This is a genomic window from Paenibacillus ilasis, assembly GCF_043195395.1.
Taxonomy (GTDB): domain Bacteria; phylum Bacillota; class Bacilli; order Paenibacillales; family Paenibacillaceae; genus Paenibacillus_AQ; species Paenibacillus_AQ lautus.
The window spans coordinates 2511801-2526413 of sequence record NZ_JBHDJG010000001.1 but is presented as its reverse complement, the minus strand read 5'-3'; the positions used below and the strand labels follow the sequence as shown (position 1 = coordinate 2526413).

The following is a 14613-nucleotide window of genomic DNA, read 5'->3' as shown; positions in this document are numbered from 1 at the left end:
GGAAAGTGGAAAGCGCATGAGCGTCGGCTAGACGGTGTGCCCAATCTAAATTCATCATTGGCAAAGGATTAACCTCGGGTCACGTCGTCAAAACGCAAAAGAAGCGCTGCGTACCCGCACACGGGAACACGGCGCTTCTTTTGTTCTTCATGTTCAACAATTCGCACAAACCCAGAAAAGTTGTTGTTCCGTCATCCTTCCACCAATGCTTCCACCTGCACATCCAGGTATACGGACGCAAGCGCTGGATTCAGGTCCTTCTCTTCCGTCAAGCCCAGCATTGGTTCACCGTCAACGTCGAAATGCACGCGACGGAGACCCGAGCAGCGGGGTTGGCCGATGCCTGGACGAGCGTGATATACGCTCCAGATCGTTCCTTCCTCGTCCTTCACATAAGAATTGTGTCCTGGCCCGTATTCGCCCGGCACGCTTCTGGAGGTTAGCAGTGGGTAATTTCGCTTCGTCCATTGGTTCGGGTCAAGCAAATCAGCGTCAGAATTGACGCTGAGCATGCCGACGCAATACGTGGCATCGACCAGAGCACCGGATATCGTCACGAAGATCCTCCGGTCTGTCATGAGTGCAAAGGGCCCTTCCTCCACGAACGTTTGATTGTTCGCCCAGCCGTAATCGGGCTTGGACAGCAGGACAGGCTCCGATATCAGTCTCCACGGTTCCCTCGGATCCGCCTCGGCGATATAGATCCACGAGCCCAGGTCATGCGGTACCAATTCCCTTTGCGCCCAGAGCACATATAAACGGCCTTTCCGCTCTAATACGGTCATGTCCAGCGTTATGCCGGCTTGAAACAGCGGGCTTCCGTCATTCCTGGCGACCCGGATTGGGGTCCCCCAATCCGCAGCCATTCTCGGATTGCCGCCATTCTTTAACCGCATAACATGCGATTGAATGTCTTTGAATTCGCCGCTGCTGCCGGCAAGAAAAATATACAGATCGCCGCCGATGCCATGAAGTTCAGGCGCCCACAGAAATCGCTTCAGATGATCATGCATGCCTGTATCCAGGATTTTGGTTTCTTCTGCCGAGACCAGACCGAATATGGAATCCGCCTCCCGGATCGATATCGTATGGTTGCCGTCGGCATCATTGGTCGCGACAAAATAATACCTTCCGTCCCACTGCGCAATGCAAGGGTCGGCACGGTTCGTCGCCATCGGAAACGTATAGCGATCCTGCCGAATGCTTCCAGAAATGCGATAAGTTCCGGGACGGCTCCAATCGATCTCGGACGCATCCCACTCAATCGGCTTGATCGCGGTTGTGCCATCACTGTATATCGCCGTCACTTTAACGGCTTGTAACTGTTCTTTGGACGTAACGGCCACACGCTCCGGCAGTTCATTGCGCACATGAACCGGTACCGTAAGCTTATGAATCAGCCTCTGAGCCACGCCTCGCGATACACGTATCGCATTGCGGGGCACTGCTCCTTCAATGTCGACGCGTCTCGGGCTTAGCGTGAAAGCTTCGCACGGCTTCGGCTTGGCAGCGTCGTCCGGGCATGTCACGTCCGCCATTTCCCTTTGATAATACCTTCCGTCTTCTTCACGCCAACGAAGGATATACCTTCGGGATGCATGTTCATATTCGCACATGATATCTTGTACATGAAGCCCGTTCGTTAGGTTCAACAGACCGAGCTCCCGATACTGCAGCAAGTCCGGGGAAGTGAACAAAAGCACCGAGCCCTTGCTCTGCTGATCGGGAGAACCGTCCGCTTCCGTCCGAATGGCCAGTACGCCAAAGTTTCCGTCAGCCATGTGGAACAGGTACGGATTCTTCAAACTCTTGGCGGACAGCGTGGCGTTTGAGAGCTCGGCGGCTTTAGCGAACAGCACCCCCGAGTTGTGATTAAGCTCCCGATAACTCATCCCGTCTTCGGTGTAAGCGAGATGCATGCTATATGCAAGCTTCGGGGAATAGATTTCCGGTTCAAGCGGTTCTCTCGTATAGCAGAGAACGCTGAGAATTTCATTTTCCATACGCTGCTCCTTCCCTCCTAACGGATAAGGCTTTTCAAGAATAATCTCTTCCAGCTTTGCAGTCGGCTTCGAGTAATGAATATTCACTCCGATCGTCCCGCCGAACATGAACGTTATATGAGACTCCGACAGCTTACATCTCTCAAATCTCCATTACGGAAATGGCAATTTTACCGATCTCAGTATCCGCCTGTTTGATCGTACTAGTCATCAGCCTAGATCTATCGCAGGAATGGATGTTGATCGGCTGGACACACAGAATATTTTATTTTTCTCTCTTCACTATAATTTTGTACGCGTTACTTTGAAGTAAATTTGATAAGGTTCGTACCCGATATCCCGAATTCGTTTGAACGTGATGGCAGGTTCCTGGTTGACTGTCTTGAAGAAATACCGCCAACTCCCCCATTCACGTTCATTTTCGTTCTCGATAGCGGACGCAATATTCTCATCCCTCATATAGAGCTGCTGTTCTGATTCGCACAAGCCTGCCAACACTTCTGGCCCGTATCGGAAGGCACCTGTTCGTTCGTCGTCCGGTAGCGGAACAAACCGAATGCCGATTGGCAGCATAATCGAGACGGTATCGCCTTCCTTCCATTCTCTGTGAATGTCATAGAAGTTCTCGCTGTCCAGAGTCGTCCCCTGCAGAACGTCATTGACGTACACGGATGCTCCCGCCATGATCCACTCAGGTATGCGGAAGCGGAGCGTGAACGTTGTCGGTGCGGCAGCAGATACGATGAAGTCGTATTTGCGAAAAGTAGGTATATTTTCATTTATCGACGCTGTATCATTAATAGCTTGGTACCCGGCCGTGTTAGACGAGGATAGGAGGCTACCGCTCATTTTGTCCTGCGTCTGTACGATACGTATGAGGGTTCCAGCGATACTTGCGTCCAACTCGGAATCGAAATATTGACTGATATAGACGATATCCCCGTCCTGATAATAAATTCCCATGTTCCAGGCCGCATTCGCCTGAACCATCGTGCCGTGGCAGCAGAAGAAGCTGTCGGTTTCCGTGCTCCACTCCTTGCGCAGACCGGCCTTCATGGGGAGGAAATAGGTCAGCAGGCCGGTTCTAGGATAGTTATGCTGACTACCAGTCAAACCATATTCCTGATAATAGGATTGCGCCATAATGCCATTGTATAGATTGTACTCGATATATTGCGCGTAGGTAGGGTCGCCAGATTGACGAAATAAGAAATCTGCTAGTCGGATCATGTTATAGACAGTACAATGCTCCTGATTTTTGTCACCTAGGCGGGCCTTCATCTTCATCTTCGGCATCCAGACCTCTCCAGCGGTTTGACCGCCTGTCGCAAGGCTTCCCCTTTCCGTTACAGCGCAATTCCAATACGCTTGGACGATGGACAGCCACCTGTCGTCTCCGGTAACCTCATAAGCTCTCGCACAGCCGAGCACTTCCGGTATCGTAGTGTTAGCATGCATATTCGTAAGCGGATCCTTGCCCTCCAGCAAGGGTTGAAACAGCCGACTGCGATAATACCGGTCTAACAGCACACGATATTTGTCCGCTCCGGTTATGTGCAACAGATCGGCCCAAACCTCAAGCATTCCGCCTGTCTCCACATCGAGAATATCGTCGAATTGCTCTCTTGTGAATGTGCCGCTCCATTCGACAAACCAGTCCGCGAACCGATCCACGATATCCAGGGCCTGCCGATTACCGGCATATTGCCAGGCATCGACCAACCCCATTAATATTTTGTGCAAATTGTATTGGGGCGCCCAGATGCTTTTTCCGCTTGCAATCCAGTGCAGATATTTTTCGGGAATCGGACCGACCCACTGACCGCCGTTATCGCGTTGGCATTCATGCAATTCATGCACAATAGCATCCAGTTTGGCCTTTAATTCGATGTCGCCGCTTTTTTCATAATGCAACGCCGCACCAGACAACCAATGACCAAGAAAATGGCCGCGCAATTGGCAGACCGGCGTTTCCCAACCGCCGTGCGCACCTTCGGGAATCGTTCTTCCATGAAATCTTCCGGCCTCCAAATGATAATTAAACAACAGATGACCGCTGTCCAGCTTCATCAGATAGCTTCTGTTCGCTCGTTCCCTGCGAATCAGTTCTTGCTCTTTCAAAATGACCTGTTTGCCTCTCAATGCTTTCATTGAGTTCCTCCTTTCGATATGTCGGAATCTTTCAGCCCGGATACCGCAATGCCTTTAATAAAGTACTTTTGTCCTGACATAAACAGCATAATAGGCGGAACGAGAACCATCGTGGCCGCCGCCATCAACAACTCCCATTGAGCTGTGTAATAGCCAATAAATTGCTGCAGGCCAAGCGCCAGCGTGAACTTAGATTCCTTGTTGATGTAAACAAGCGGGCCCAAAAAATCGTTCGACACACTCAGAAACTGAAACAGCGCAACCACAATGACGGCCGATTTGGATAAAGGAAAAATAACATGCGTGAAAATGTAAAAATAACCTTCTCCGTCAACAAGAGCTGCTTCGTCAAGTGATTTAGGGATCGTTCTATGAACTGCCTTATTAATATAATGTTAAACGCTCCGCCACCGAACCAGGCTGGCAAAATCAAAGGCAAATAACTGTTGGATTCGACCACCATTTGCCGAGAAAAGTCGGGATAAGCGTGACAGCAGCCCTCTAACTTACCCATCGCTCCAGCTGTTACGCAAAACGGACAGCAGACGGATCAAACCAGCGAGGAGTGGTGGAGCATCGCTCTTACGTATTCGTAAGCTTTGTCGGCATCTAAGGGTTGTACCCAGAAGTTGATGAACCACGCTCGGCTCCAGCGGTATGTCCGACGCCGTTAGCCAGCCTGCGATCCAAGTCGTTCGAGCCGCTGCAATCAGCTCGGGCGTGGAATTCACGTTAATACCTTCGCACGGATAAAACGCAAACAAATGAAAAATGTGCGATGACCCGGCACCACTTTCTCATAATCATCCATCCACTCCCGGCTGGCTGGAGGTAATAAGTAAATATCGGCCGAATTGAAAATAGATTCGATCAGCCCGTTATCCTCTCAGCCCTCCCTTAAACCGTTTCAGCCTGTCTCCGGTCGACAGCGTGTTTTTTTCCCAGGCTATCTTGCAGACTTAGGGTCACCCGGATGAACAGTTCAGTGTAATCTTTACTATGTCGGGCAGCAGCTCAGAATAGGAAACTTGGCTCAATTTCTCCAACGTTCATAAAGATCCATCTTTGTGTTTTCCATATCGTCTATTTCACAGTAAGCATCTGGCGGCGTCATACCACCACGGAAGGGTCCCTCTTGCGGGACATGCCGCGCTGGGCGGAGATCAGATTGTAGTAAATTCCCTGCTTCTTCATCAATTCTCGATGCGTGCCGATTTCGGCGATCCGCCCCTTGTCAAGGACGATAAGCCGGTCGGCATTTCGCAGCGTAGAGAGACGATGCGCGATAGCGATCGTCGTGCGATTCTTCGTCACCCGTCTCAGTGCCTCCTGGATGGCCGCTTCCGTCTCGATATCAAGCGAAGCCGTCGCCTCGTCCAGAATGAGGATTCTCGGATCGTTCAGCACGGCCCTCGCGATGGCGATCCGCTGACGCTCGCCTCCCGACAGATTGTTCCCGTTCTCTTGCAGCCTCGTGTCGTAACCGTCAGGCAAGCTGATGATAAAATCGTGCGCGTTGGCGATTTTGGCCGCCTCAATAACCTCTTCCGGCTTCGCGCCCGGCTTCGAGTATTGAATATTCTCCGCGATCGTCCCGCTGAACAGGAACGTCTCCTGCAGCACGACTCCGATCTGCGAGCGCAAATCTTCCTGCCGGATCATCCGGATATCGATATCGTCGATCCGAATCTCCCCTTCGTTCACATCATAAAAACGGGAAATCAGATTGATCGTCGTTGATTTGCCCGATCCGGAATGGCCGACGAGTCCGATCATCTCCCCCGGCTTCACGGTGAGGTTGATTTCCTTCAGAACAGGCTCATACGATCGGTAACCGAAAAAAACGTCGCGGAACTCGATCGAGCCCCGAATCCGGTGGCCCACCGCGTTCTTTGCATCGATGACTTCCGGCTGCTCGTCGATCACCGAGAATACACGATGCATTGATATGACGGCATTCGCGATCCAGCGCGGCATGAACATCAACCAGGAGATCGGCCCGAATATCATTGCGGCGTAAGCGCTGAACTGAATCAGTTCGCCAACGTTCATTTCCCGGCCGATAATCATGTAGCAGCCGATCATGAGGACGAGATATTGGCCGATCTGAATCAAATAATTCGAGATCGGCGATAAAACGCTGTACAATTGCTCGCTCTTGATCGCGGCTGCGGCAAATTCGCCGTTGTATTTCCGGAATCTGCGGATTTCCCGCTCTTCCTGGCCGAACGCCTTCACGACCCGAATGCCGCTTAGAACGTCGTGAAGAAATGAGCTCGCCTTATCGGAGATTCGCCACTGCTTGTGAAACAGCTTGTGCAGCACGTGTCTCCAAATTTGGTAGTGCAGATAAGCAACGAACGGAGCGGGAAGGAGCACGACCAGCGCTAGCCGCCAATCGGCGGTAAAGAGCAGAGCCGCTGACGCAACCAGGATGATCAGTTGGTAGATGGCCGTTGTGCACATCTCCTGAATCAAATGACGGATGCGATCCGTATCGGCCGTCACCCTGTTCATCAGGTCTCCTGCTCGCTGGGACGTCAAAAATCCGAGCGACATGTTCTGAATCCGATCGAATACCGTTTTGCGCAAATCGGCCGCAATGCCCGTACTGACGCTGGCCATGATCCGGTTTTTGGCGATGCCGAGCAGCTCGCCGAAGGCCAGGGCGAACAGCATCCCGGCGAGGGCAAGGAAGAACACCCTAACGTTCGCTTCTTGCCCGGCGGGGGGTAGCAGCGCAGCGTTGACGAGTAACTTCTGGAAATAGGGTCCAGCCATCGCCAGTCCCGAAGCGACGATCAGAACGCCAAGCCCAAACATTAAGCCTCGCCAGTGCCTTCTCGACACGAGAAGCAGTCGTTTGAAAGCGGCTGTTCTGCTCATGCATCGGGGACACACCCGCGTACCCGGGACGAGCGATCGTCCGCAAGCTGCACAAACCGGATCCGCTTCATCATGATAAATACGGATGGGGCGAGCGGCAGCCATGTCATTCAAGATTTGGGCGATATAGCCGTACCTGGCCGCATGCTGCATCGTCACCCGGACGACGATTCGCTTCGTCTCGTTCTCCGTGGCTTCGAGCACTGCATTGCCAACGAACGGCACCAGCTTATAATCGCTGGCGTCCGCGATGTTTCCCTCGTCTCGCACCTGGCCGTCTTGCACATAGGCCCAACTGCCACCGCCGATCGCAAGATAGCCTTCCACCCGCCGCCCTTCCAGCGACAGGTCGGCCGGGACGCAATAAGCGATCTCCGCTCCGACGACTTGCCGTACCGCCGCTAGATCCTGCTCTGAAAGCGTGAAATTCAAATTCATCGATTTTCCTCCGTTACCGCCGTTTACAATCTCATTTCGACCATTCGGTATTCCTTGTCGCTCAGACGGTCCACCTGCGGGATGACGAATCGGTTTCCGTCGACGTCGATAATCAGCAGGCGGTTCTCCGCGGCGAACTTGACGTTGCCGCTGCCGTTTCGCACCGTAAACCGGCACAGTCCGGCAGTCGTTGCAACTTCCCAATAGGAATAGCCGAACTCCTCGGTTACGGCAATAACCTTTGTTATTTCCGGCGTAAAATAGCGGATTATCATCTGCCTTTCAATCAGGGAGGCCGTGCCTTGGGGAAAATCGTCAAGATGGCGGATCATGCCGATCTCCTTGTTATCCGCCGTACGAATCGACAAGAATGAGCGCTGGTTCGTATGCGGAAAGGAACAATGCACGTAAACCGGCGAATGCACTTCGCCCCCGGTACAGACCGATAGCATACGTCCGTTCGTCTTCGTGAAATCCGTATTGCCCGGGGTCAAATATCGGATGCCCGCCGCATCCGCCAGCTCTGTCCCCCGATGTTCGTCCATCGTCGTCATGCGATGATCTCCCCCTTCATTCTGAGCGCTTCGTCATGTTTGCGGACCAGTTCCCTATAGACCCCCTCCATCGCCATCAGCTCGTCGTGTGTTCCCGCTTCGACGATGACGCCTTTATCCATCACAACCAAAAAATCGGCTTGCCTTAACGTGGACAGCCGGTGGGCGATCGCGATCGTCGTCCGTCCTTTGACAAGCGAATCAAGCGCCTGCTGAATTTGCAGCTCCGTCTCCGTATCGAGCGAGGCGGTCGCCTCGTCTAGAATGAGCACCTTTGGGTTGTGCAGCACGGCCCTGGCGATCGAAAGCCTCTGCTTCTCCCCGCCGGACAAGCTGTAACCGCCCGATCCGACCTGGGTATCATAGCCGTCCGGCAGCTTTTCGATGAAATCGTGCGCATTCGCGATTTTGGCCGCATGCAGAATGTCCTAAGCCTGGCAATCGGGATCGGCGTACGCGATATTTTCGGCGATGCTGCCCGAGAACACATAGACATCCTGGGATACGATCCCGATATGACGCCGCAGTGAAGCTGTCGAAAGATCCTTGACATTGACGCCGTCGATCCGGATTTCCCCCTCGGTTACGTCGTACAATCGCGACACCAGATTGACAAGCGTCGATTTCCCCGCACCCGAATGGCCGACAACGCCGATCATCTGCCCCGATCTCGCGTAAAAGGACACCTGCTTCAAAATCGGTTTGTTCGGCTCATAGCCGAACGAAACGTTATCGACCACGATATCGCCTTTCATCGCCGGCAAATGAACGGCGCCAGGACGCTCGGCTACATCCGGCACGGCATCCTGGATCTCGAAGATACGCTGCGCCGCCGCCATGCAATTGGACCACCAGCCGACGATATTGTTCATGAACTGAATCGGCCCGTACAGCATCATCATATAGTTGACGAACGTCAGCACGGCGCCGAACGACATCCGGCCTTGCATCACGTACCAACCGCCGAACGCCCAGATCAAGATCCCGCCCGCCTGCGTCAGGAAATTGAGCACCGGGAACACGGTTCCGCTCAATTTGTTGAAACGCTGTTCGGCCCCGGAGAATGCATCGTTCGCCCGCTGAAAGCGGCGGATCTCCACCTTTTCTTTACCGAATGCCTTGACGACCCGCGAGCCGCGAACCGAATCGCTGATGATTGAATTCAGGGCGCTCACCCTGCGGTGCCTTCGCCAGGACAAGCGCCACAGCTTCGGAAACGCGCTCCGGACAAGCCAGAGGACCAGTGGCATCGGCAGCAGGCAAATCAGCGTAAGCCGCCAATCCATCCAAAGAAGCACGGCGGTGATGCCGATGATGTTCAACGCATTTACTATGAAATAAGAAAGCCCGTCTACGAAGAAATATTGCAGTTCCTGTGCGTCGTTATTCACTCGGGTCATGAGATGACCGGTCTGCCTACGCATGAAAAAATCGAGCGACAACCGTTGCAACGCGGTAAATACGGCCGATTTCAAATCGAATGCGACCTTTGCCGCCAGTTTTGCGATAATGGTGCCGAACAAGACCCCGAATAACAGCGATAGCGTTCGGAATGCGAGAATGATCACAATGACAAGACCGATCTTCCCCGCAAAAGCGCCACTTCCGGCAACCGCCTGATCAAAGAGCACCGTGCCTTGAAAATAAGGAATGACGAGACCGGTCGCCGAATTGAGCAGCATAAACAACACGATAAAAAAGATGGACAGCTTATACTTGCCCGCAAACGACAGCAAACGTGCGAAGACGGCATGCCTCTTCATGCATTTCGGGCAAAATGGCCTGCCTTCTTCAGGGTACATCAATCCGCATGTCGGGCAGGAAGCCTCAACCGATTCCTCCCCATGGTCAAAGTGCTCATACAACTCGTTTTTCTTCAATTTATCGAAGGCTTGCGCAAACCGGACGGCCTGATTCGTTTGACCGCTTGTAAATGCACCGATTATTCGCTCCTCCTGCTCCTTGGCAACGACCATGCCGGAAGCGACCAGATTGACGATGGTCAAGGCTTCCAGTCGTTCGAGGGGAATGCGCTCCCAAGCCCAATCGCCGGAACGATCTTGCCCCGGCTTGCCAGCGTCCTTGCTCCTTCTGGCTGCATAACCCGAAAACGTCTTCTCCTTCGAAATGTTGGTGCCTCGAAAGATGTGGAGATATTCCCGGGACAAGACGAGATAGCTGTCTGCAAATCCGCCGTCCGGCAACCGGTCGCACGCCATCCAGTGCACCAGATCCGCAGCTTCGGTGGTACCGTTTCGGTCCAACATGGACACGATGTCCTTCGGCAGTAACGTCATGATTTTACCCTTTCGTTCATTTTGGCTGAAAGTAAAAAGCCCGGCCAAATAGGCGCAAGGCTTCCTTCAACATTAGTTATCTTTAAAAAGGAGCTGGGAAAAATGATACAAATCGTTCTTCCATACGGGCCAATCGTGCCCCCCGCTTTCCTCAAACCAAATATGAGGAACCTGGTGCTCCGACAAATACGCATGCGTCCGGTCGCTTATAGGCTTAAGATTGTCTTCGTCACCGCATGACAGCCACAGCAATTTAAGCCCTGACGACGTTTCTTCCGGATTCGGGACGAGCTGTTCCGGCGATTTCGTATTCGGAGCCGGAGAAAAAGCGCCAATCCATGCGAAGCGGTCAAGATGCTTCAAGCCGATATTCAAGGATTGCCCTCCGCCCATGGATAACCCTGCAATCGCGCGGTTTTCCCGACCCGTCGATACTGAATATCTCGACTCGATATAGGGAATCAGATCGCTTAGCAGATCGAATTCGAACGTCTCGAACGCTTTTATTTTGTCCGGATCAAACAGGTCCCCTTCCGCCCGATCGTTTGGCATCGCACGGCCATTGGGAAACACGACGACCATGGGCGCGAGTTTCCCGTCCGCATATAAATTATCTAGGATCGTCTGAGGATCGCCATGACGGTACCATTCGGCTTCATCACCTCCGATGCCATGCAGCAAATAAAGAACGTTGTACACGTTGTCTTCCGCATGCCCTGGAGGCGTGTAAATCATCGCCTTTCGATCATTGCCCACCGTTTCGGATGCATATCCCACGGTTTCCATTTTTCCCCTGTCGATATGTTCCCGCGGCCGATCGTATCCAGCCAATGCCGGTGCCGTCTCCTTCATATTCCTCTCCCCTTCTTATTGAATTAGCGCCGGTTAATGTCCAATCAGGCTTACCCTTGGAACTTTAAGCTATCGCAATCCTACGGGACGTAACCGAAGCCCAGAATTGTGAACCGCTTATCCTCGCGCCCTTCCGCCATTTTGATCTCTACCGCATGTTCTTCTGACTTGGACTCGTTGTATAAAATCACGGCGCTGCAATGCGTCCAATTGACGTCATGCGGATCAGCTGTCTTCTTCAGCTTCCCGTCTACCCAGATCTTCGCGGTCCCGAATTCCCGGCTTCCCGAATCTTTATAAACAAGGATAAGACTCATGCTCCGGATGGTCATCTTAAAGCTGTGCTCGCCGGAATCAGCCGTGTGCATCCAGTTATTCGGAAATTGCGGCGTGCCGTATGCATGATCGTCCAGCTCCGCCATTTGCAGATCCATGTCGGTGTCCGAAAAACCGCCAGGATCAATGCGGGCGATGCGATCGCCATTCCTGCGATCGAGCAGCTGCGTTAAGGCGAAGTCATTTCCGATCAGCGGAGGCTGCACATATGTCAGGTCTTCCTCGTCGATGGAGGAACGATCGGTTACTTCAAATAACCAGTCCAAACAATCGGCCATCACCCGATGGCCTGCATTGGTTGGATGATAAATGTCGTAGAAAAACTGTCTTTTCGTAATCACGTTCCCTTGCTCCTTGGTCCATCGGAACTGATCCGTGACCGCATCCTTCACGCTGACCATCGGAAGATTGTAATGCCAACCGACCGGGGCCAGGCGGTCTTGAAGATTCCAGTCGTTCACGAAGACGCTGAACAGCAAAATTACCGCGGGCTTGTGATCGGCGCGAAGAGCCTTGAGCACCAGGCTCTCGTAACAATTTCCTTTCGTTTCGTCGCCGGCGTCGTTGACGGCAAACTCGATAATCACAATATCCGGCCGTACCTCCCCTTCTCGAAGCACATCCCGATCATAGCGGACGATGCCCAGCTCCGACGGCGTGCCGCCTACGCCTGCTTTGACTAGACGAATCGGGCAATCTGCGGCCGGTGCAAACCTTCGCTTGAACAGGTCATAGGATTGGTATGCGTAGCATTGGGAATGGAGCGGGACAGCGCCGGCCCCTTGGGTAATGGAACCGCCGATGTAGGCGATGGTTACGGGCTCGCCTCGCTTCGCTTTTTCGATCGCCGACTTTAATCGTTTGTTATGACCCGGGCTTATGAGCGATTTCTTAATCATCTCTTTGTACGCTTGCGATTCCACATCGACCGGCGGGTCGTCTGCAGCCTCGGGGACTTGGTAACCGTCACGAAGATAGAATACGATGCTGGCCGTTGCCAACACGCCCCCTCGCTCAAACTCGAAGACGAATTTGCCGGGAACATCGTCATCCGGATATCGACCCTCGTCGTCATCCAGAACCAAGAGCGTTTCCGTGCCGTCGGTTGGACAGGTTATGCTCAGCCGGGATCCCGTTTCGTATGGATTCGCTTTCGCTTTTCCCCAATTCCAAAATGTGAACAGAGCGCTCGATACGTCCCGTTCATGCGCATGAACGGATATCCCGATGCAGTCCACCAGCCGGCGAAGACCGCTGCTGCTCTTTAGCAGCTCTAGAATGGCTTCATCCGTCACACCCCCGGTAAATCGGGCTTTATCGACGAGCTGGCTCCCGTCTAGGTATATCTCTTGCGTGTACTTTCCATCGGGACGAATCGTCGCTTCGATCATCGTCTCATACAGGATGTACAGTCCGCGACGTTTGACTGCCGGATCCTGCGGCGCCACAGGACCTTCCGTTCCAATTTCCCTTGGCGTGAAATGGCCTGTCAGGGTTCATCCTCCTCCTCACTTTGCCGGCTCTTTTCATACATCGATCGGCTCCTCTTATTTTGGTTACTTTGCTTATCGCTCGGCTTTTTCGTAGCGGAAATAATCGAAGTCGGCATGACCGCCGATGTGCCCGGTCGCATAATAATAAAGCCCGATGCGGTAACCCATAAAGTGATCCAACGTATAGCGCATGCTCAGCTCCCCTCCGATCGGAATCCATTCCGCCCCGTCGACGGAATACTGAAAGAAAGCCACATCTTTGCTGTCCTCAAAATCAAAATCAATTTTCAAGTGCACATCCCTGCCGCGATAAAGAACCCTTTCCAGCTCTATTTCTTCGCCATTCCCGCCGTTCACGCTCATCACTATGAACTTGTCGCCGCTCTCCACAATTTTGACTGCGATGGTGCCGAAATGGCTTTGCAGCGCAACAAGCCCCGCTTGATCGCCGGGCTTCATCCCCCCCGTGTCCAATAAGACACTTCCCGAGCATGTTGGCCCTTCCGTACGCTGCGTCAGCGTATTCCGCGCTTGAAGCACACTCGATGCCAGGCTCCCCGTTGTCAATCTTAGGAAACCGGGGCGTTCGGTCACCGACCATAGCCGATGATCCGGGTTGTGGTTCCACTGCCAATTCAGCGCCAGTTTATTCGATTCGTATTCGAATTCATCGCTGATTACGAGCGGCTTCGCAGCAGCTTGCGGCAAGTCGACTTCAAACCGTTCCGGCACCTTGCCTTCCCTGCCGAACACCGGCCAATCCTCTTCCCAGACTACCGGCACCAAGCACGGGATTCTGCCGACGGCATCATGATCCTGGAACAGCATCGCGTACCACTTGCCATCCGGCGTATCAAACATCCCGCCTTGTGCGATTCCCTTGTTATGGTAGCCGAGATCATCATCCAATACGATTCTTCGTTCATAAGGGCCGAGCAGTTCCCGTGACCGGTAACAGATTTGTCTGCGCCGGCCGTTGCCGAAACCTGCTTTCGGCCATTCAATGAAAAGTAAATAATAATAACCATTGATTCGATAGGCATGGCAGCCTTCGCAGCGCAGTCCGATGCCCTCCACTTCCGTTTGGAACAGCAGCTGGTGAATTCCGTTCGGCTTAAGGGCCTCTGCATCCTCAGTCAACTCGGTGATGTAAATATCCCCGTTGCCGTAGATCACGAACACCCGGTCATCATCGAATAGCAGGCCCGGATCATGCCGCAGTCCATCGATGACGGATCGCTGCCACGGCCCCTGAATGACGTCATCCGTGCGGTACACATAAAACCGTCCGGTATCGTTGCTGGAGAAGCAGACATAGAATTTCCCCTGATGATGGCGAAGGCTGGCCGCCCAAGAGCCTTGCCCGTATATATTCTTGCCGCCTTCCAAACGATGGGCCTCGTTGTCTTCGAGCGTATCGTATACGTAACCAACGATTTCCCAATGCATCAGATCCTCGGAACTCATGATCGGGCAGCCCGGCATGGAATGCATGCTCGTACTGACCATATAATAGGCGTTCCCTACGCGAATGGCATCCACATCCGGCACGTCCGCCCACATGATCGGATTCGTGATCTGCGTCTTGTTCATCTGATGATTT

Annotated in this window: 9 protein-coding genes and 1 pseudogene; all 10 read right to left on the bottom strand. The window is 53.1% G+C overall.

Features of this window, described 5'->3' with window-relative positions; translation table 11 throughout:
• Positions 1-191: 191 nt before the first annotated feature.
• The 10 genes and pseudogenes from ACETK5_RS11635 to ACETK5_RS11590 all read right to left on the bottom strand — a co-directional run bounded on the left by ACETK5_RS11635 (position 192) and on the right by ACETK5_RS11590 (position 14603).
• Positions 192-2090 carry a family 43 glycosylhydrolase gene (locus ACETK5_RS11635; protein ID WP_394055749.1) on the bottom strand — a complete coding sequence of 633 codons (1899 nt, stop codon included), beginning with the start codon at positions 2088-2090 and terminating at the stop codon, positions 192-194.
• Positions 2091-2285: 195 nt separating this feature from the next.
• Positions 2286-4154 (bottom strand): beta-L-arabinofuranosidase domain-containing protein, encoded by a 1869-nt coding sequence (locus ACETK5_RS11630; RefSeq protein ID WP_394055747.1) that lies wholly within the window; start codon positions 4152-4154, stop codon positions 2286-2288.
• Positions 4151-4519: a carbohydrate ABC transporter permease gene (locus tag ACETK5_RS11625; protein WP_394057408.1), complete on the bottom strand. Its 369-nt coding sequence runs from the start codon at positions 4517-4519 to the stop codon at positions 4151-4153. Before ACETK5_RS11625 ends, ACETK5_RS11630 begins: the two co-directional genes overlap by 4 nt.
• Before the next feature lie 141 nt (positions 4520-4660).
• A complete protein-coding gene (locus ACETK5_RS11620; RefSeq protein WP_394055745.1) occupies positions 4661-4885 on the bottom strand; it encodes a hypothetical protein in 225 nt (74 codons plus the stop codon).
• Positions 4886-5264: 379 nt separating this feature from the next.
• Positions 5265-7478 (bottom strand): ABC transporter ATP-binding protein, encoded by a 2214-nt coding sequence (locus ACETK5_RS11615; protein ID WP_394055743.1) that lies wholly within the window; start codon positions 7476-7478, stop codon positions 5265-5267.
• A gap of 23 nt (positions 7479-7501) precedes the next feature.
• Entirely contained in the window at positions 7502-8032 is a 531-nt protein-coding gene (locus tag ACETK5_RS11610; RefSeq protein ID WP_394055741.1) for a DUF1854 domain-containing protein, read from the bottom strand.
• Positions 8029-9795 (bottom strand): annotated as a pseudogene (locus tag ACETK5_RS11605) (ABC transporter ATP-binding protein). Before ACETK5_RS11605 ends, ACETK5_RS11610 begins: the two are co-directional and overlap by 4 nt.
• 606 nt (positions 9796-10401) lie before the next feature.
• Positions 10402-11181: an alpha/beta hydrolase gene (locus tag ACETK5_RS11600; protein WP_394055739.1), complete on the bottom strand. Its 780-nt coding sequence runs from the start codon at positions 11179-11181 to the stop codon at positions 10402-10404.
• Between the two features lie 80 nt (positions 11182-11261).
• Positions 11262-13010: an SGNH/GDSL hydrolase family protein gene (locus ACETK5_RS11595; RefSeq protein WP_100537269.1), complete on the bottom strand. Its 1749-nt coding sequence runs from the start codon at positions 13008-13010 to the stop codon at positions 11262-11264.
• A gap of 72 nt (positions 13011-13082) precedes the next feature.
• A complete protein-coding gene (locus ACETK5_RS11590) occupies positions 13083-14603 on the bottom strand; it encodes a glycoside hydrolase family 43 protein (protein ID WP_326118732.1) in 1521 nt (506 codons plus the stop codon).
• Positions 14604-14613 lie beyond the last annotated feature (10 nt).